This is a genomic window from Myxococcus stipitatus DSM 14675 (genome assembly GCF_000331735.1).
Classification (GTDB): Bacteria; Myxococcota; Myxococcia; order Myxococcales; family Myxococcaceae; genus Myxococcus; species Myxococcus stipitatus.
Map to the genome: position 1 here is coordinate 1,994,145 of NC_020126.1, position 17,534 is coordinate 2,011,678.

General features: G+C 69.0%; 18 protein-coding genes. 10 read left to right on the plus strand and 8 right to left on the minus strand.

Annotated features, from left to right (window positions below):
• Nucleotides 1-14 precede the first annotated feature (14 nt).
• Nucleotides 15-932 (plus strand): helix-turn-helix domain-containing protein, encoded by a 918-nt coding sequence (locus MYSTI_RS07965; RefSeq protein ID WP_015347207.1) that lies wholly within the window; start codon nt 15-17, stop codon nt 930-932.
• On the opposite strand, the gene MYSTI_RS42955 is transcribed toward MYSTI_RS07965, so the two are convergent.
• On the minus strand, nt 890-1,387 hold the full coding sequence (locus MYSTI_RS42955) for a TlpA family protein disulfide reductase (RefSeq protein WP_015347208.1): 498 nt from the start codon (nt 1,385-1,387) through the stop codon (nt 890-892). The genes MYSTI_RS07965 and MYSTI_RS42955 overlap by 43 nt on opposite strands.
• A gap of 172 nt (nt 1,388-1,559) precedes the next feature.
• Here MYSTI_RS42955 and MYSTI_RS07980 point away from each other — a divergent pair, with 172 nt between their 5' ends.
• The gene (locus MYSTI_RS07980) at nt 1,560-1,832 is read left to right on the plus strand and encodes a hypothetical protein (protein ID WP_144370018.1); all 273 of its coding nucleotides are present in this window, start codon (nt 1,560-1,562) and stop codon (nt 1,830-1,832) included.
• Between the two features lie 296 nt (nt 1,833-2,128).
• Nucleotides 2,129-5,125, plus strand: coding sequence for an Ig-like domain-containing protein (locus MYSTI_RS40515; protein ID WP_052350929.1), 2,997 nt, complete (start codon nt 2,129-2,131; stop codon nt 5,123-5,125).
• 51 nt (nt 5,126-5,176) lie between these two features.
• Here the strand turns inward: MYSTI_RS40515 and MYSTI_RS07990 are convergent, their stop codons facing one another.
• The gene (locus MYSTI_RS07990; RefSeq protein ID WP_015347211.1) at nt 5,177-6,190 is read right to left on the minus strand and encodes an alpha/beta fold hydrolase; all 1,014 of its coding nucleotides are present in this window, start codon (nt 6,188-6,190) and stop codon (nt 5,177-5,179) included.
• A gap of 144 nt (nt 6,191-6,334) precedes the next feature.
• Between MYSTI_RS07990 and MYSTI_RS07995 the strand changes: the two genes are divergently transcribed.
• The 5 genes from MYSTI_RS07995 to MYSTI_RS08010 all read left to right on the plus strand — a co-directional run bounded on the left by MYSTI_RS07995 (nt 6,335) and on the right by MYSTI_RS08010 (nt 9,603).
• Complete coding sequence (locus MYSTI_RS07995; RefSeq protein ID WP_015347212.1) at nt 6,335-6,913, plus strand: TetR/AcrR family transcriptional regulator; 579 nt, start codon at nt 6,335-6,337, stop codon at nt 6,911-6,913.
• Nucleotides 6,914-6,980: 67 nt separating this feature from the next.
• A complete protein-coding gene (locus tag MYSTI_RS44480; RefSeq protein ID WP_015347213.1) occupies nt 6,981-7,124 on the plus strand; it encodes a hypothetical protein in 144 nt (47 codons plus the stop codon).
• 54 nt (nt 7,125-7,178) lie between these two features.
• Complete coding sequence (locus MYSTI_RS08000) at nt 7,179-8,057, plus strand: hypothetical protein (protein WP_015347214.1); 879 nt, start codon at nt 7,179-7,181, stop codon at nt 8,055-8,057.
• 51 nt (nt 8,058-8,108) lie between these two features.
• Nucleotides 8,109-8,762, plus strand: coding sequence for a glutathione S-transferase family protein (locus MYSTI_RS08005; protein ID WP_015347215.1), 654 nt, complete (start codon nt 8,109-8,111; stop codon nt 8,760-8,762).
• A 94-nt stretch (nt 8,763-8,856) separates the two neighbouring features.
• Nucleotides 8,857-9,603 carry a glutathione S-transferase family protein gene (locus MYSTI_RS08010; protein ID WP_233278203.1) on the plus strand — a complete coding sequence of 249 codons (747 nt, stop codon included), beginning with the start codon at nt 8,857-8,859 and terminating at the stop codon, nt 9,601-9,603.
• Between the two features lie 70 nt (nt 9,604-9,673).
• On the opposite strand, the gene MYSTI_RS08015 is transcribed toward MYSTI_RS08010, so the two are convergent.
• Complete coding sequence (locus MYSTI_RS08015) at nt 9,674-10,621, minus strand: TetR/AcrR family transcriptional regulator C-terminal domain-containing protein (protein WP_015347217.1); 948 nt, start codon at nt 10,619-10,621, stop codon at nt 9,674-9,676.
• Nucleotides 10,622-10,752: 131 nt separating this feature from the next.
• Between MYSTI_RS08015 and MYSTI_RS08020 the strand changes: the two genes are divergently transcribed.
• Both MYSTI_RS08020 and MYSTI_RS08025 read left to right on the plus strand, forming a co-directional pair.
• Nucleotides 10,753-12,000: an FAD-dependent monooxygenase gene (locus MYSTI_RS08020; protein ID WP_084668109.1), complete on the plus strand. Its 1,248-nt coding sequence runs from the start codon at nt 10,753-10,755 to the stop codon at nt 11,998-12,000.
• Nucleotides 11,975-12,427 carry a GNAT family N-acetyltransferase gene (locus MYSTI_RS08025; RefSeq protein ID WP_015347219.1) on the plus strand — a complete coding sequence of 151 codons (453 nt, stop codon included), beginning with the start codon at nt 11,975-11,977 and terminating at the stop codon, nt 12,425-12,427. Before MYSTI_RS08020 ends, MYSTI_RS08025 begins: the two co-directional genes overlap by 26 nt.
• Before the next feature lie 58 nt (nt 12,428-12,485).
• Here the strand turns inward: MYSTI_RS08025 and MYSTI_RS08030 are convergent, their stop codons facing one another.
• From MYSTI_RS08030 to MYSTI_RS08050, 5 genes are all read right to left on the minus strand, one after another.
• Nucleotides 12,486-13,067 carry a ThiF family adenylyltransferase gene (locus MYSTI_RS08030; RefSeq protein WP_015347220.1) on the minus strand — a complete coding sequence of 194 codons (582 nt, stop codon included), beginning with the start codon at nt 13,065-13,067 and terminating at the stop codon, nt 12,486-12,488.
• Nucleotides 13,068-13,075: 8 nt separating this feature from the next.
• The gene (locus MYSTI_RS08035) at nt 13,076-13,324 is read right to left on the minus strand and encodes a hypothetical protein (RefSeq protein ID WP_015347221.1); all 249 of its coding nucleotides are present in this window, start codon (nt 13,322-13,324) and stop codon (nt 13,076-13,078) included.
• Nucleotides 13,325-13,526: 202 nt separating this feature from the next.
• A complete protein-coding gene (locus tag MYSTI_RS08040; protein ID WP_233278204.1) occupies nt 13,527-14,807 on the minus strand; it encodes a S8 family peptidase in 1,281 nt (426 codons plus the stop codon).
• 152 nt (nt 14,808-14,959) lie between these two features.
• On the minus strand, nt 14,960-16,063 hold the full coding sequence (locus MYSTI_RS08045; RefSeq protein ID WP_015347223.1) for a hypothetical protein: 1,104 nt from the start codon (nt 16,061-16,063) through the stop codon (nt 14,960-14,962).
• 100 nt (nt 16,064-16,163) lie between these two features.
• Nucleotides 16,164-17,522 (minus strand): hypothetical protein, encoded by a 1,359-nt coding sequence (locus MYSTI_RS08050; protein ID WP_015347224.1) that lies wholly within the window; start codon nt 17,520-17,522, stop codon nt 16,164-16,166.
• Nucleotides 17,523-17,534: the final 12 nt, after the last annotated feature.

Sequence of the window (17,534 nt, forward strand, 5' to 3'; positions counted from 1 at the left end):
GGAAGGTTCCCGCGATGACGGATAGACCCTCGTGCTACCCGAGCCTTCCGCCCGCGCTGCTGAAGAGCCTGGGCCCGGGGCGCATGCCGTTGCTCGACGTGCTCACGTCTCCAGTCCCCTCCGGGCGGTTCGACTCACCCGTGGATGACCGTCACGTCCTCTGCCTGCACGTCGGGGAGCCGGTGCCGGTGACGTACCGTGTGGGCAAGGCCGAGCGTCAGGGCGCGCGCCTCCACGGTCAGTTCTGCGTGGTTCCAGCGGGGTCGAGCACGCGGTGGACATTGTCGAGCCCCGCGCGCTCACTGCTCCTGCGGATGACGCCCGAGCTGATGCGAGAGGTGTCGGAGTCCATGGGGGTGGGGACACGAGGCGCGGCACTGGACCCGGCCATTCACATCCGGGACGCGCAGGTCGAGCGCATCGGCTGGATGATGCAGTCCGAGGACCACGAGGGATATCCGGGCGGGAGGCTCTTCGTGGACAGCCTGGCGACGGCGCTCGCCGCCCGGCTGTTCGCGTTGCAGTCACACACGGAGGCCCCGGCGCCCAGGCGTCGCCACGCATTGCCGGCGTGGCGGCTGCGGCAGGTGGTCGAGTACATCGAGGCACACCTGGACCAGGACCTGTCGCTGGCGGAGTTGGCCAACGTAGCGGGGTTCAGCCTGTCCCACTTCAAGCCGCTCTTCAAACAAGCCACGGGGCTGCCGGTTCATCGGTTCGTGCTGGAGCGCCGCGTGGAGCGCGCCCGGCTGCGCCTGGTGGAGGGGCGCAAGGGCCTGATGGAGATTGCGATGGAGGCGGGCTTCTCCCACCCCAGTCACATGGCCCGCTGCCTGCGCCGCTTCCTGGGGATGAGCCCGACGGAGCTTGCCCGGGCGTCGCAGGAGCGTCACTCCGGCGAGGCGAGCAGCGCCTCCAGTCGCCGCGCGTAGAACTCACGGGAGCGCTCGCCGCTGACGGCCGCCACCACCACGCCCTTCCGGTTGATGAAGACGGTGGCGGGCACGGTGGAGATGCGCAGCGGGCCCAGCACCTCGCCCTTCGCCGTGGCCACGGTCATGTGCACCCCCAGCCTGGCCGCCGTCTGACGGTTTCGCTCCTCACTGGGATTGAGCGAGAGCGCGAGGAAGCCGACGCCGCGCGCCTCGTACTCACTCCTCAGGGCTTCGAGCTCGGGCAACTCCCGAGCACAGGCGTGTCAGCCTGGGGCCCACACGTTGATGACCCAGGGGCGGCCCAGCAGCGCCTCCCGGTCGATGCGCACGCCCTCCAGTGTCTCGGCCCGCAGGGTCTCCGGCACCGGGATGCCCGGGCGGTCGTAGCGCTCACACGCGCTCAGCACGAGGGTGAGCGCGAGCAGGAGCGGGAAGGCGGGAAGACGGCGCATGGGCCCTTATATGCACACGAAAGCACGCCCTCGCAGCTTCTTCGCGCGCTCGGGGATGCGTGAAGGCTCTCCCGCAGGGGCTCCAGCGCATGCGGGGGGCGGCAGGCGCGTCGAAGAGGGGAGGGCTATGCTGGAAAGGCCGTGAACGGCGGCAAGCAACATGGGGGTGCACATGCAACGAATCACCTGGAGTGTCCTGTGGGCGGTGGGCCTGGCGCTCGGCTGTGGAGGCGTCGGCGATGACGGCCTCGCGGACGATGCAATGGACAGACAGGAGAGTGCCTTGGCCCCAAGCTGTCAGCCGGGAGAGACCTCGCGCAGGTACTCACTCTGCGGAGCCTGTGGTCCTCTCAAGGGCAACTACAAGGAACTCATGTGCCGCAGGCTCGATGGCACCTGGTACAGCGCGGGAATCATCAGCCAGGACTGCAACACCTGCCTCTGAGCCAGTGGCGCGGACCGGGCAGCGCCCTTCGTCGGGCCGCTTGGGAGACCTGTTGTGCCTCGGGGGCGGTGCGCCAGGTCTCCTCATACCCCCCGGGGGCGGCGTCAGGTCGGGTGACTCGTTTGCCGCTGCGACTTGCGCCACCGGGCCTCGTTATGGGGGCAGCACCCCACCGGATTTCGCGGAAGGGGGGCTTCTTTCTCTGAGGGGGCTTGGTGAAGCATCAACTTGTGGGTTCGTACTCGGGTCTTTCCGCCACACGGAGGTCGAAGCTTGGGGCCGTCCTCCTTGTCGCCGTGGCGCTCGCCGCATGTCGGGGAGAGGAGAAGCCTCCTCCGGTTCCGACCAACGAAGCCCCGTCCGCGGTCGATGACCTGGTGACGACCGACGAGGACGCCAGCGTGGTCATTCCGGGCACCTCGCTCGCCTCCAACGACCTCGACTCGGACCGCGATGGGCTCAGGGTCGTCTCCGTGGGCTCGGCGACCCATGGCAGCGTGTCGATGCGGTCCGACGACACCATCGTCTTCACCCCGGAGGCGGACTTCTCCGGCACCGCGACGTTCGAGTACGTGGTGGGGGATGGGCGCCTGACTGACACCGGGAAGGTGGTCGTCGTGGTCAGTCCCCTCCCCGATGCCCCCACGGCGGTCGCCGATTCCCTGTCCATGCAAGAGGACTCCATGCTGGTCCTCCCGGGCACCCTGCTTCTCGCCAACGACACGGATGCCGACGGCGATACCCTCAGCGTGACGTCCGTCAGAGGGCCGGCTCAGGGCTACTTCGAGTGGGCCGGCGGCAACATCACCTTCACTCCCGACGCGAACTTCTTCGGGACGGTGACGTTCGAGTACATGGTCGGCGATGGGATGCGCAGCAGCATCGCCCCGGTGACCATCACGGTCACCCCCGTGAATGATGCGCCCTCCGTGCTGAAGGATGACGTGAGCATGGAGGAGGATGCCGTGAGGGTCATCCCGACGGCCACGCTCCTCGCCAACGACACCGATATCGAAGGCGATGCTCTCACGGTGACGAGCGTCGGCTCGGCGACCCATGGCACCGTGGCGCTGTCGGACGGCAACGTCACCTTCACCCCGGACGAGAACTACTTCGGGGATGCGAGCTTCGAGTACACGGCCAGCGACGGGAACAGCTCCCGCTCTGCGCTGGTGGCGCTCACGGTCAACTCCGTGAGTGATGCTCCCGTTGCCGTTGCGGATACCGTGTACGCAATCAGGAATTCCTGGCAGCTCATCCGGAGAAGCGCTCTCACGGAGAACGACGTCAATATTGATGGCGGCTCTCTCAATATCATCACAACCCGCAATGCGACCCATTGCAGCGTGAAGATCGTCGGTGGCGACATCGACTTCGTCCCGGAGGCGAACTTCAGCGGAAGGGCGACGTTCGAGTACATCGCCAGGAACTGGACCGGTGGTACCAGCACCGCGCTGGTGACAGTCATCGTGACCGAGCCCCCTGTTGCCGTCGACGATACCGTGAGCACGGACGAGGACACCGTGCTGGTCATTCCGGTCGCCACGCTCGTCGCCAACGACACGGATGCCGACGGTGATGACCTCTTCGTGGAGGCTGTCCTTCCGGCCACGCATGGCAGCGTCACGCTGGCCCACGGCAACATCACCTTCACCCCGGAGGAGAACTACTTCGGACCGGCGGTGTTCGACTACCGGGTCAGCGACGGGCGCTACACCCATGCCGCGAAGGTGACGGTCACCGTCCGCCCCGTGAATGACGCGCCCCGGGGCATCGCGGATTCAGCGGTCGCCAGCAGGGAGGTCGAGCTGCGCATCCCGGTGTCGACGCTCCTCTTCAATGACCGGGACCAGGAAGGGGACTCGATGACGGTGAGCCGGGTCGCGAATGCCCATGACGGCACGGTCGTGCTCGACGGCCTCCACGTGCGGTTCACTCCGGCGCCTGGCTTCGTGGGCACCACGAGCTTCGAGTACCACGTGTCGGACGTCCACGGTGCGACCGGGATTGGCTCCGTCTCCGTGCGGGTCCGTGACCATGCCTTGCAGTCGGTCTCCGCCGGGGGGCGGCACACCTGCACGCTCTTCACGGATGGACGCGTGAAGTGCTGGGGGGAGAATACCGAGGGACAGCTCGGGCTCGAGGACACGCGTGATCGCGGCTACGGCAGCGACCCGCAGATGGGCGGCTTCCTCCCCTTCGTCCAACTTGGCGCGGGGCAGCGCGTGAAGGCGCTGAGCCCCGGTGGGCACTTCTCCTGTGCGCTGTTCGAGAGTGGCGGCGTCAAGTGCTGGGGTGAGAACCGATATGGCCAGCTCGGGCTCGGAGACACGTCGCGGCGCGGAGATGCGCCGGGGGAGATGGGGGATTCGCTGCCTTGGGTGGACCTCGGCACGGGTCGGACCACGAAGACACTCGCCAGTGGTCCTGACCATGCGTGCGCCATCCTCGACAATGGCGAGGTGAAGTGCTGGGGCGCCAATTTCCTGGGTGGGCTCGGGCTCGGCGATAGGGCGGATCGAGGAGATGGTCCGGGGGAGATGGGCGATGCGCTGCCCTCCGTGAGCCTCGGCACGGGGCGGACCGCGAAGGCGCTCGTCGCGGGGGCGGCGCATACGTGCGCGCTCCTGGATGATGACTCCGTCAAGTGCTGGGGGGACAACCAATATGGCCAGCTCGGGCTCGGAGACAGGGTGCGGCACGGAGATGTTCCAGGAGGGATGGGGGACGCGCTGCCTTCGGTGAACCTCGGCACGGGGCGGACCCCGAAGGCACTCGCCACCAGTGGGAGCTCCACGTGTGCGCTCCTCGATGATGGCTCCATCAAGTGCTGGGGGCTCAATATGTGTGGCCAGCTCGGACTTGGCGAGCAATCGAACCGCGGAGACGCGCCAGGGGAGATGGGGGACGGACTGCCTGCCGTCCAGCTGGGGACGGGGCGGACCGCGCTGGCGATCACCGGCGGGGCGGACTCCAAATGTGCGCTCCTGGATGACGGCTCCGTCAAGTGCTGGGGTTGCAACACCTGGGGCCAGCTGGGGCTCGGCCATACGCTGCATCAGGGACTCGTGCCGAGCCAGATGGGCGACGGGCTGCCTCGGCTCAGCCTGGGGACGGGCCGTACCGTGAGCGCTCTCGTGGCAGGCGAGTCTCAGGTATGCGCCACCTTCGACGACCGCGGCGTCAAGTGCTGGGGCGCCAACTTCTTTGGTCAGCTCGGGCTCGGCGATAGGGAGCCTCGGGGAGACAACCCGGGGGAGATGGGCGAGGCCCTCCCCCTCGTCGATTTCTAGAACGGGGTGACGGAGCCGGCCTCGAGACACCGGCTCCGTCCACACTCGAGCCTAGCGCTCCGCACGCTTCTTCGTCGGATGACGGGCGAGGAAGTCGCGGATGAGCTCGGCCATCTGCTGGCCATGCGTCTCGAGCGCGAAGTGGCCCGTGTCCAGCAGGTGGACCTCCGCCTTCGGATTGTCACGCACGTAGGGGGCCGCACCGGCCGCGACGAAGATCTCGTCGTTCTTGCCCCACATCACGAGCGTCGGCGGACGGTGGTTGCGGAAGTACTCCTGCCACTGCGGATACAGGGGCGGGTTGGTGCGGTAGTCGTAGAAGAGGTCCAGCTGGATGTCGGAGTTGCCCGGCCGGTCCAGCAGGGCCTGGTCGTGCGTCCACGCATCAGGGCTCACCAGCGACGTGTCGGGCACGCCGTTCGTGTACTGCCACTTCGTGGCCTTCGAGGACGTCAGCCAGCGCAGCGCCTCGCGGTTCGCCGGAGTGGGCTCGCGCCAGTAGGACTTGATGGGGTCCCAGAAGCCCGCGAGGCCCTCGTCGTAGGCGTTGCCGTTCTGGACAATCAGCGCGGTGACCCGCTCGGGATGCCGGGTCGCGACGCGGAAGCCCACGGGCGCGCCGTAGTCCATGACGTAGAGCGCGTATCGCTGCACGCCCAACTGCTCGGTCAGCTTCTCCACGAGAGTGGCGTAGCGGTCGAACGTGTAGTCGAAGGTTCCCCGCTGCGGGGCCGCGCTCTGGCCGAAGCCCGGGTAGTCCGGCGCGATGACGCGGTACCGGTCGGCGAGTGCGGGGATGAGGTTGCGGAACATGTGGCTGGACGTGGGGAAGCCGTGGAGCAGCAGCAGCGCCGGCGCGTCCTTGGGGCCCGCCTCCCGGTAGAAGACGTCCACGCCATCGATGGCCACCGTGCGGTAGCGCACCTGGACGTCCGCACGCCGCTTCTCGGCGGTGGGCGCGGCGGGCGCGGCCTGCGCGGAGGAGAGCGAGGCCAGGGAGAGGGCGGCCGCGGTCAGCAGGCCGAAGGAACGACGCGTCGGGAGAACACTCTGCGAGGAAGACATGGTCAACTCCGGGGGAAGCTCATTGTACCGAGCGTTCGGTTCATAAAGACCCCGAATTTCCGCCGCAATACTCACGGGAGAATGTCCCTTGAGCGCCGGGTGTTGGGGCGTTAGTTTGTACCGAAAGGTACAGAGAGGTCACCCATGCCAGCTCCACTCATGTCCCGTGAGGAGATTGTCGCGCGGCTGCTCGAGATCTTCCGCGAGCGCGGCTACGACGGCGCGAGCCTGTCGGATGTGTCGGCCGCCACCGGCCTCGGCAAGTCGAGCCTCTACCACCACTTCCCCGGCGGAAAGCAGGACATGGGGGCGGCGGTGCTCGAGCAGGCGGGGGTCTGGCTCGAGCGCGACATCGTCGGTGCGCTGAGCGCGGAGCGTCCTCCCCTGCGTCGCCTCGACGCCATGTTCGCGGCCGTGCGCTCCTTCTATGGCGGAGGCACCCGGCCCTGCATCCTCGGGGCGCTGGTGACGGGGAGCGCGCGCAAGGTGTTCCAGCCCGAGCTGACCCAGCGCTTCCGGAGGTGGATGCAGGCGCTCGCGGGCATGCTGACGGAGGCGGGGGTCGCGTCGGCCACCGCGCGCGAACTCGCCGAGGACCTGGTGGTTTCAGTGCAGGGCGCGCTCATCGTCTCGCGCGGCACCGATGACGCGGACGTCTTCGGAGACACGCTGCGGCGCCAGCAGGCGCGTCTGAAGGCCGCCCTGGAGGCTGTGCAGCGCTGAGGCGTGGAACCGAGCGACTCCAGGGCCCGCGCTGGGGCTATCCTGGCGGGGCAGTCCACAGGGCCCGATGCCCCGTCGCGAGGACGGGGGCCTGGTGCTCGAGCGAGGGCAGACCGTGGAGCTCCGACGCCTCTCCGTACCCGCCTGGTCGGCGTTCACCGCCTGGCTGCTCAAGCTGAGTGGTGTCCCCGTCGCCCGTCTCCGCTGCTGACGGGCGGCTGTCCGATGGAAGGAGCTGCCCGCGCTCGCGAAGGAGCTCGAGCGCGTGCGGGCCGACTTCCAGAAGCGCCCCCATGAAGTCTCCGCCCCCGCGGACGAGCGTCTCCGGGCGGACTACACGGCGCTCGGAGTGCCCTGGTCCGCGTGGGGTGAGGTGGCGCGCGAGGTCCAGCGCGACTTGAAGCGCAAGCGGTATGCGCGTTGGGCAGGGGTGGATGCCCTCGAGTTCCCCCAGGGACCTTCCACCGAGGACCTGGTGACGCTCGTGCTGTTTGGAGGCGTGGAGCAGGCACGCCCCCATCTGCTGTGCCGCGCGACGCTCGCGGCGGGCTCGCTGGAGGCGCTGTGGTGCCGCTGGCTCGCGGGTGAGTCCCTCGAACCCGAGACGCTGCGCGCGTTCGCGGGTGCGCCGGAGCGACTCGCCGAGCCTCTCTACACGCCAGGGCTCGAGGAGGTGCTGCCGCTGTTCTTCGTCGAGCCCGACCCCGCGCGTGCCGAGCGGGCGCTGGAGGTCGTCTCTGCCCGATGGGGGCCCTCCCGCTCCCAACCGTGGCTGGACTTCCTGCGCGCCCTGCTCGGCCTGTGGCGCGAGGACACTTCGGTGGAGGCGGTGAGGGCGCGCTTCGAGAGCAGTGTCGCGGCCACTCCGCCTTCCGCGGTCCATCAGCTGCTCGCACCCGCCTATCTGTGGGGTCGATACATCGAGGCACTTCCTCCGCACGTGCTGCTGGAGCGGATGGGGTCGAGTCTCGGGCGCATCACCGCGCCCGCGCGGGTTGCCGATGTCCAGCCCGTCATGGAGGTCCTCGGCGCGCTCGACGTGCTGACGGCGATGGGGAGGGGCCTGCGCGTGGAGCAGGCACCTGGGAGTGTCGTCCTCTCCGCGCAGGCGCCGGAGGCCGGGGGCACGGACGAGTTCCTGTAGCGCCGTCAATGGGGTGATGCTGCCCGTCGGTCTCTGATTGAGGAGTGTGCCATGACCATCACCATCACCGCCTTTGAAAGCTCGCCTGACCGTGGCAGAGGACTGGCTCGGGACATGCGGGTGCGCTGGGCGTTGGAAGAAGTGGGCCAGCCCTACGAGGTCCGCCTGCTGTCTTTCGAGGCGATGAAGGAGCCCGCGCACAAGGCGCTGCAGCCGTTCGGCCAGATACCGACCTACGAGGAGGGCGAGCTCACCCTGTTCGAGTCCGGCGCCATCATCTTCTACATCGCGGAGCGACATGCCGGCCTGCTGCCAGACGATGCGAATGGTCGCGCGCGCGTGGTCTCATGGATGTTCGCGTCGCTCAACACGGTCGAGCCGCCCATCTTCGACCGGAGTCTGGTGACGATTCTCGAGCGCGACCAGCCTTGGTACGAGCATCGCCTGCGCGCGCTGGACGGGCTCATCCGGAAGCGGCTGGGGGACCTCTCCGCGCGTCTCGGTGATGCAGACTGGCTCGAGGGTGCCTTCAGCGCTGCCGACATCCTCATGGTGACGGTCCTGCGCAGGATTCAAGGAGTGGGCATTCTCGAGGCGCATCCGAACCTCGTCGCCTATGTCGCCCGCGCCGAAGCGCGGCCTGCCTACCAGCGCGCGTTCGCCGCGCAGCTCGCGGTGTTCAACGCCGCCTCATCGACCGCGTGACGAGGCGTGGACAGGGACGCAACGGCCTCACGCGCACCGCGGTGGGCTCGAGCGTTCGTGAAGTCGGGTGAGGCCGTGAGCGACACGACAAGGCGTGAGACGCAGGGGCCCGGGCCTGCGTCGGAGTCGAGGGGGCGCGGCCCTCGACGGCACGGTGGGGAGCGCCAATACTGCTGGAATGCTCACGCTCTACGGCTTTGGTCGCGTCAACTCGAAGGTGGTGGGGTTCACTCGTGACTTGCGCGTCCTGTGGGCGCTGGAGGAGCTGGGCCTGCCCTATCAGGTGCGCGGGATGGATCATCCCTCGGGGGAGCTCCGGAGCGAGGAGTTCCTGCGGCTGAATCCCTTCGCCCAGTTGCCGGTGCTCGACGATGACGGCTTCGTGCTCACCGAGTCAGCGGCCATCCTCCTGTACCTGGCGGAGAAGGCGGGGCGGTTGACTCCCACGGACTTCCAAGGCCGCGCCCAGGTGACGCGCTGGTGCTTCGCCGCGCTCAGCAGCGTCGAGCTCCCACTGGCCCAGTTGCTGATGGTTGACCTGCTCGGCGCCTCGGACCCCACTGGAGCGCAGCGGCGTCCTGGGCTGGTCAAGTATTCCGAGCGGGTGCTGGGCGCGCTGGAGTCCTGGCTGGAGGACCGTGCGTATCTCGTCGGCGAGGAGTTCACCGTCGCGGACATCCTGATGGCCACGGTGCTGCGTGAGGTTCGTCACGCGGGAGTGCTGGAGGGCTTCCCGAAGATCGCCGCCTATCGCGCGCGCTGTGAGGAGCGGCCCGCATGGGTGCGGACGCTGGATGCCTATGTGAAGCGTCTCGGAGCCCCCGAGGAGAGCGTGCGATAGCGCGAGCCGCACGCTCGGACGGGATCAGGGGGGACGGGCTCTCCCCGCTGCCTCTCGGTCGAGGGCGGACCTAGGTCCGCATGTGGGCGGGACTCGGGCCACGGGTCTGAGGTCGCTTCGCGAGCCGCGCCTCGAGTCCGTCGAGCCACACGCGAAGGCCCTGCTCGAACAGCTCATCGAAGTCCAGGTCGAAGCCCGTGGGGAGGTCGGTGAGCACCTTCGCGAAGTGCGGGAAGCGCCCCGACATCGCGACCTGTCGGAAGAGGGACTGGGACTGCCGCATGAACTCCTCGTCGTTCATGCCCGTCTGCGCGATGGCGTCGGCCTCGGACTCGAGGTTGACCGCGATGCCCTGGACGAAGGTGTGGAGCAGGATGTGGACGTGCATCATCTCCCGCGCCGGGAGCCGAGTCTCCTGGAGCGCCCGCATCACCCAGTCCGCGAAGGCGAGTGCCCCGGGCTGGGGTTGAGGCCGCGTGAGGTTCACCACGCGGGCAAGCCACGGGTGGCGCTTGAAGACCCGCCACTCCAGCCGAGCCGCCAGCTCCAGCTGCGCGCGCCAGCCCGGTGGGGGTTCTCGTGGCAGCTTCTCATCGGCGAAGGCCGCCTCCGCCATCATCACGAGCAGCACCTCCTTGCTGGCGACGTACCGGTAGAGCGACATCACCGGCATTCCCAGCTTGGACGCGACACCGCGAATCGACAACGCGGGCAGGCCTTCGTCATCGGCCATGGCGATGGCCGCGCGCACGATGCGCTCGCGTGTGGAGTCCGCCGTGGCGCGCGTCGCCCCTGCTCGCGACGAGCCCCCCGCGACCACGGTGCCCACTCGCGGCAGCGCCTTCACCACCCCTTCTTGTGCGAGCACCTTCAGGGCATGCGACGCCGTCGCGAGCGCGACCTTCCACTGCTTCGCGAGCTCCCGGGTGGACGGCAACCGGTCGCCGGGCTGGAGCGCTCCGGTGTGGAGCTGCCGCTTCACGTCTTCGACGATGCGCTGGTAGGGGGCTGTTCCCATGCAATCTGTACTAGTACAGGTCGCTGAGTTTCCGCACGCCCCGATGCACGCTTCCATCTGAGCTAGGACACCCGGAAACATCGGGGGAGGCCACATTGCGACGGGCCCCTCGTGCGTGCACCGTACGCATCATGTCCCGACCTCACGTCCTCATCGTTGGAGCAGGAATCGCAGGCCCGTCACTCGCCGGATGGCTCACGAGCCAGGGGTGGCGAGTCACCATCGTCGAACGCGCCCGCGCGCTGCGCACCGGAGGGCAGGCCGTGGACTTCCGAGGCCCCGTGCACCGGAAGGTGCTCGAGCGCATGGGACTGTGGGAGGCGATTCACGAACGGCGAACGCGGTTGGGGAAGCAGTCGCTCCTCGATGCCTCGGGCAGGAGCGTGGTGGAGCTGCCCGCGTTGATGATGAGCGGCGACGTCGAGCTTCATCGCGGAGACCTCTGCGAGCTGCTCTTCGAGCGCACGCGAGAGGCGGCGGAGTATCGCTTCGGAGACGCCCCCACCGCGCTGCGCGAGACCCCGGAGGGCGTGGAGGTGGAGTTCGAGCGACATGCTCCTCAGCGCTTCGACCTGGTGGTGGGCGCGGATGGACTTCGCTCGAGCGTGCGCTCACTGCTCTTCGGCGCCGCGGGCGACCCGCTGCGGCACCACGGCTATCGCGTCGTGGGCTGCACCCTGCGAAACACGCTGGGGCTGAGGCAGCGCGGCGTCATCTACAGCGAGCCGGGGCGAGGAGTGAGTGTCACCAGCGCGCATGACGAGGAGTGGGTCCGCGCGCTGTTCGTCTTCACCGGGGGCCCCTTGGGTCCTCACGAGCGTTCTCCGGACTCCGCGCGCGAAGCCGTCTCGGCGGTCTTCGCGGGCGCGGGGTGGGAGACGCGGCAGCTCGTGGCGGGGCTTCGTGAGGCGGACGACGTCTACTTCGATGCCGTCGGCTCCGTCCAACTCGCGCGGTACTCCCAGGGGCGTGTGGTGCTGCTCGGGGACGCGGCGTGGGGCGGCACGCTCGGTGGACAGGGCACGCCCCTCGCGATGGTGGGAGCCTTTGTGCTCGCGGGGGAGCTGCTCGCGAGCCCGGACTCACCTCAGGAGGCCTTCGCGCGCTTCGAGGCCCGGATGCGACCCTATGCGACACCCGCGCAGGACGGCGCGAAGCGGGTGGGGGGCTTCTTCGCCCCGCGCACCCGGTTCGGGTTGCTCCTGCGCAATCGGCTCTACCGGATGCTCACGTCGAAGCCACTCGAGCGTGTGTTCGAGAAGCTCGTCACCCACGCTGCCTGTGCGTTCGAACTCCCCGAGCAGGGGGGCGCTTTCGCTTGGCCTCGGCACCGGCTCGGCGGAGACTTCCCGGATGCTCCTTCGCGACGTCACGGATGACGACCTCTCCCACTTCTTCGAGCACCAGCGCGACCCGGAAGCGCTGCGCATGGCCGCGTTCCCTTCTCGGGAGCGCGATGCCTTCCTGTCTCACTGGCGCACGCGGGTCCTTCTCCCGGAGAACGTGACCCGGACCATCGTCATGGACGGGCAGGTCGTCGGGTACGTCGGCAGCTGGACGCAGGAAGGCAAGCGCCTCGTGGCGTATTGGGTGGGACGTGAGCACTGGGGGAAGGGCGTCGCGACGCGAGCGCTCTCGGAGTTCCTGGTGCACGAGCCGGTTCGTCCGCTCCATGCGTGGGTCGCGGCCCACAACGTCGGCTCGGTCCGCGTCCTCGCGAAGTGTGGTTTCCGCGAGGTGCCCCATGAGAGCGAGCCGACCGAGGACGGCGTGGTGGAGCTCCTCATGATGCTGGGGGCGAACTAGGCCGCGGCAGGTGCGCCCCCTCGGCGCGCCGAGCTGACGCCGCGGCTCGGGCCCGGCGTCAGACGCCCGAGGTGGGCATCACGGAGGACAGGTTCACCAGCGCGTCCCTCCGGTTCCCGTGCCTGGCGAAGTCCTGCACGCTCCGGGCGAGCGTGGCGGCCAGCAGGCCCAGCAAGGGCAGATGCGCGCCCCCCTCGCAGGTGGCCTGCCCGACGGTCTCCTCCGCGTCGGGCGTGAACCGCTCATCCCAGCGCACGAGGCCGAAGGTCCCATCCGCGCTCACCGCGCCATGGAGGAGCGGCTTGCCGGCCCGGCGAGCGAACTCACTCAGCAGCACGCGACTGTCCTGGTTGTCGAAGCAGTCGACCAGGAGGTCCGCGCTTCCACACAGCGCCTCCACGTTGTCGCGCGTGACGCGCACGCCGAACGACTCCGTCTTCACGCCGTGCAGGTTGAGGAACTGGAGCTTGAGCGCCTCGGCCTTGTTCTTCCCCACGGAGGGCTTCACGTAGGCCTGCGCGAGCAGGTTCTTGGACTCCACCCGGTCGAAGTCGATGAACACCAGCGAGGCCGCCAGGTTGCGGCACAGCACCGCGGCCTGCGAGCCGATGGCCCCCACCCCACAAAAGACGATGCGCATGACTCACCTCACCGGGCGCCGAAAGGAACCTTGGGGCGCAGGTAGATGCGCTCCTCGCCCCGGGGACCTCGGAACCGGTCGACCACGAAGTACCGAAAGGTCTCGTGGCTCAGTCCGGACAGGTGCATGCCGGGGACACCTCCCGAGCGGACCAGCTCCGTGGCGATGCGGCGCACATCGTCGTCCGTCACGGGGCGCTCCAGCGCCACCGGCACATCCGCGGACATCCCGTCATAGGTGATGTTGAGCGTGGCCATGTCGTTGCCTCCTCAGAGGGCCCGTGACGGGACGCGGAGTGCGGCCGCAGGGCTGCTCGCGGGACGCCCCCCGGCAGGGCTTCCTGACCGGTGGCGACAGGGAACCCCGTTCCTGGAAAGACGAGGGCCGGGCTCCGCCAGGTGACGGAGTCCGGCCCTCGGTGGCCGCGAGGGGGAGGGTCCTCGCGGCCGGACGCTGACTTCAATGCTGTGCGGCGGAGGGCGCCGGCTGCTCCGGGGGCTCCGTGCTCACGGTGGGCAGCACCGGCACGGCGCCGATGAAGCCCGAGTACGCCATCCGGTTGGGAGAGCACTCGCCCGGGCTGCGCACCTTGTCGGGCGTGGCGTTCTCGAACAGCGCCGAGGCGACGGCTTCAGGGGATGCGGAGGGGTTCAGCTCCAGCCAGAGCGCCGCCACGCCCGCCACGTGCGGCGAGGCCATGGACGTTCCGCTCTGCTCCCGCGTCTCCTTGTCGTTGTAGTGCCACGCGGAGGTGATTTGATTTCCGGGCGCGAAGACGTCCACGCAGTCGCCGTAGTTGGAGAAGTGGGTGCGCTTGTCCTTGGTGTCGGTGGCGGCCACGGTGATGGCCTCCAGCGTCCGGGCCGGCGTGTGCTTGCAGGCATCCGTGGACTCGTTGCCCGCGGCGACCACGTACGTGACGCCCGCGGCGACGGAGCGGCGGACCGCGTCGTCCGTCGCCTGGTCCGGGTCTCCGCCCAGGCTCATGTTGGCCACGGCGGGGGACTGGTGGTTCTTCGTCACCCAGTCGATGCCCGCGATGACGCCGGAGCTGGAGCCCGAGCCGTTGCAGCCCAGCACCCGGACGGAGTGCACCTGGGCGTTCTTGGCCAGGCCATACGTCTTCCCCGCCACCGTGCCCGCCACGTGGGTGCCATGGCCGTGGCAATCATTGCCCTTCATGCTGTCGCCAATGGCGTCGAAGCCGACGGAGGCGCGCCCCTCGAACTCGCGGTGGGAGAAGCGCACGCCCGTGTCGAGGATGTAGACATGCACCCCCAGGCCCGTGGCGTTGTACATGTAGAGCTTGTCCAAAGGCAGGTTGCGCTGGTCCACCCGGTCGATGCCCCAGGTGGGCCGAGGCTGGCTCTCGAGGATGGACATCACGCCATCCTCCTGGACGTAGGCGACGGCGGGGTCCGCGGAGAGCGCTCGGGCCTGCTCCTCGGTCATCCGGGTGGCGAAGCCTCGCAGCGCATGCTCGTACAGGGCGAAGGTGTCGCCCCCGTACTTCGCGGTGAGGCTCTCTGTCGCCTCGCTGACAGCCAGCGGCTGCAGCCCGGCCTCGGGCGCCTTGAGCACGACCACGTACTGTCCTGGCACCTTCTTCTTCACCGAGAGGAACTTCTCGGTGGGGCGCGCGAGCAGCGCGGCGGTGGTGCTCGGGTCCCGGCAGACAGTCCGGCTCGAACATGCGCCCAACAGCGCCAGGCCACCCAGGGCGAGGGTCAGCTTTGTCATCCGTCGATTCATGTTTCATTCCCCCGGTGCTGGGTTCCCCTGAATGATACGAATCGACATTAAAAACGGCTTATTCCTGATTTTGCCCCGGAGGACGAGACAGCGGTTGGTCATTGAACGAAGACCGCTCCGCCGACATGGAGGCCCATGCCCTACCAGGGGCGCGCGGTGGTTCCCCACCAGTACAGCGCGGCCTCGAGTGGGTGTCGGTGTGGCTTTTCGAGCAGGGGGCGGATGCCCATCTCCCGTGCGGAATTGACCAGGTCCCGGTGCCACGATTGATAGTCATTGGACAGGTGGGTGGCGGCCAGGGCCAGGGTGCTGGCGCCCACGGAGTAACCGCCTTGCATCAGCGGGCCGCTGGCGGAGTCCTCGGGCCCGTCCACGCCGCGAGGCCACTCCCGGCACGCGGCGAAGGGGAGGAGGTCTCCCCCGGGGCGGTCGCAGTAGCCCTTCACCAGTGTGGTGGTGAACGTTGCCGCGGTGGGGTGTGCGCCCAGGGAGAGAAAAGCCCCAGTCCACGCGAGGGTGGTGGCGCGCGGTGTGGCCTCCACGGGGTGGCCCTTCGCGTTGACGCGGGTGGGAAACCCCGTGGGGAGGGCCGCCAGCTCCGCGAGCTTCGCGGTGAGCCGCTCGCCCATCGCCTGTGACAAGGCATTGCCGCGAAGGCGCCCGTGGAGGAGGAGGCCCGCCGCGGCGGGCGCGCTGTCGCAGGGCCAGATGGACCGGGTGAAGGAGGGGAGCAGGAGCTGCCGCGAGAGGGCACTCTCGAGGCTCGTGGCCAGGGCATCGAAGAGCGCGGTGGACTCCGCGTCCGCCATCCCCGCGCGCTCCATCCCCGCGAGCATCAGCAGGACATAGCCCTTGTAGAGGACGCTGTCGGGAAGGGTGTGCCCCCGCACGCGGGTGGTGGGGCCCTTCAGGAAGGGGCCGCGTCCCCGCGTCAGCGCATCCGCGAGCAGTGCCTTCAGGCGCCGGGGAGACTCCGGCAGGGGCGCGCCATCGAGCGCGAGCTGGACGAGGATGAAGGAGAGGTGCGCATCACACAGGAGCTGCGACTCGACGAAGCGGCGACGCGAGTCCCCCAGAAGCCGAGGCGCGCAGCCGCCTCCCAGGATCTGCCGCTCCAATTCCTCCAGGGCCCGCGGCGTGGGCGCCAGCGAGGAGGGCTCTTCTCCTGCGAGAGCGGGTGCCCCGAGTCCGCCCATGAGCAGGGCCAGGAGCGGCGACAGGAGGCGGATGGGCGCACGGGGCATGAGGCCTGGAACAGCAGCACAGGCCCGCGGCTCGTGAGGTCGCGTCGAGCCCGGTGGTCGCCGTCCCGGTGGGAGTGGTCGTTCCCACCGGGTGGGCGGCTCACGGTGTCTCGCGTTGCGCCTTCAAGTCGTTGAAGCGTCCTTCCCGCTCCAGGCGCCAGAGGTCTTCATCCGTGACGAAGGTCTGTCCCAGCAGCTCGCGCGCGCGTTTGACCTTGGCGAGCAGGAGCGGGTCCGTGACGGGCCGGCTGTTCTCACGGGTGGGCCGAGGGGGCGGACGCATCACGGAGAAGGTTCCTCGCGCGGGGTGCCCCTCCGCGGTTCTCCCCTCCAGCATGTAGGTGACATGCGTCACCCCGGAGTCGGAGCGCGTGTCCAGGGACACGGGGATGTCCACACCGGGGCCTTCCGGGATGATGGCCACGCCCAGGCTCACGGTGTCCGAGTCCTCGGGCATGGGCGGCGCCTCGGGCTCGGGCGTTCGGGTGCGCAGGGCCGTCACGCGCTCCAGCCGCACGGGCCCCTTCCAGCGGTGCGACACGCGGAAGGTCTGCCGGACCACGCCCTGGGCATCCTCCGAAGGGAAGCGGGGCGTGCCCACCGCCAGCAGCGTGACGATGCCCTTCTTGTCGAAGTTCTCGAACGTGGTGTCCAGGAGCTGGAGCGAGGAGCGGCCCACGGCCTTCTTGCCGGAGGCATCGGACACCTCCACCCGGACGAGGTGCTGCGCGTACATGGCCCGAGGGCGCGATGGGTCGGGGCTCAAGCTCCGCGTCACGATGGGCGTCTGGGTCGTGACGGGGGGCTGGCCATCGAAGGTCCAGACGAACTTCACGGGCGTGAAGGAGGCCCGCGGGGGCGCGTCCTTGCGGGGGCGCTCGAGAATCCGCGCGAGGAACTCGAACTCCTCCTCGGTGTTGGGGACGCGGCGGGAGAAGACCTCGACGAGGCGCTCCGGCTCGCAGTCCTTCACGGTGTACGAGGGGACGCGCACGGTGGTGGAGACGTTGTTCTTTCCGAACACCGTCACGGTGGGCAGCTCATAGGTGCCATCGGCCTCCCGCCAGACGCGCAGGGGGACGCGCATGCCCGTGCCCGCGCCGATGGTGGTGTGGAGATAGGCGTCATTGCCGTCGGGAGAGTGGGCTCGGACGCTGACGAGGTTGTCCTCGCCGGAGCAGACCTCCCGCTTCTCCACGCTCACCTCGTCGATGATGGGCGCAGGAGCGGGAGGGGGCGTGGGCCTGATGGCGCGCGCGACTCCGGTGGGGAGCACCGGAGCGACCTGGACCGTCGTGGGAGGCGGGCTGCTCTCCGTGAGAGAGGACGGCGCGGCTTCGGGAGGAGGCGAGGACTCCAGGTCCAGCGAGAGGAGGACGCCGGCCACCAGGGCGGCGATTCCAAGGCCGAGCATGAAGGTCAGTCGCCGTCGCCACCAGGGCGGTTCCGGGGTCATCATCCGAGCTCTCCT

Excerpts from the sequence above, each read along its gene's own strand:
- MYSTI_RS07980 (WP_144370018.1), top strand. The coding sequence starts at position 1,560 with ATGCAACGAATCACCTGGAGTGTCCTGTGGGCGGTGGGCCTGGCGCTC.
- MYSTI_RS07965 (WP_015347207.1), top strand. The coding sequence starts at position 15 with ATGACGGATAGACCCTCGTGCTACCCGAGCCTTCCGCCCGCGCTGCTG.
- MYSTI_RS08045 (WP_015347223.1), bottom strand. The coding sequence starts at position 16,063 with ATGCCCCGTGCGCCCATCCGCCTCCTGTCGCCGCTCCTGGCCCTGCTC.
- MYSTI_RS08030 (WP_015347220.1), bottom strand. The coding sequence starts at position 13,067 with ATGCGCATCGTCTTTTGTGGGGTGGGGGCCATCGGCTCGCAGGCCGCG.
- MYSTI_RS08020 (WP_084668109.1), top strand. The coding sequence starts at position 10,753 with ATGTCCCGACCTCACGTCCTCATCGTTGGAGCAGGAATCGCAGGCCCG.
- MYSTI_RS08015 (WP_015347217.1), bottom strand. The coding sequence starts at position 10,621 with ATGGGAACAGCCCCCTACCAGCGCATCGTCGAAGACGTGAAGCGGCAG.
- MYSTI_RS08025 (WP_015347219.1), top strand. The coding sequence starts at position 11,975 with ATGCTCCTTCGCGACGTCACGGATGACGACCTCTCCCACTTCTTCGAG.
- MYSTI_RS08005 (WP_015347215.1), top strand. The coding sequence starts at position 8,109 with ATGACCATCACCATCACCGCCTTTGAAAGCTCGCCTGACCGTGGCAGA.
- MYSTI_RS08050 (WP_015347224.1), bottom strand. The coding sequence starts at position 17,522 with ATGATGACCCCGGAACCGCCCTGGTGGCGACGGCGACTGACCTTCATG.
- MYSTI_RS07995 (WP_015347212.1), top strand. The coding sequence starts at position 6,335 with ATGCCAGCTCCACTCATGTCCCGTGAGGAGATTGTCGCGCGGCTGCTC.
- MYSTI_RS44480 (WP_015347213.1), top strand. The coding sequence starts at position 6,981 with ATGCCCCGTCGCGAGGACGGGGGCCTGGTGCTCGAGCGAGGGCAGACC.
- MYSTI_RS08040 (WP_233278204.1), bottom strand. The coding sequence starts at position 14,807 with ATGACAAAGCTGACCCTCGCCCTGGGTGGCCTGGCGCTGTTGGGCGCA.
- MYSTI_RS07990 (WP_015347211.1), bottom strand. The coding sequence starts at position 6,190 with ATGTCTTCCTCGCAGAGTGTTCTCCCGACGCGTCGTTCCTTCGGCCTG.
- MYSTI_RS08035 (WP_015347221.1), bottom strand. The coding sequence starts at position 13,324 with ATGGCCACGCTCAACATCACCTATGACGGGATGTCCGCGGATGTGCCG.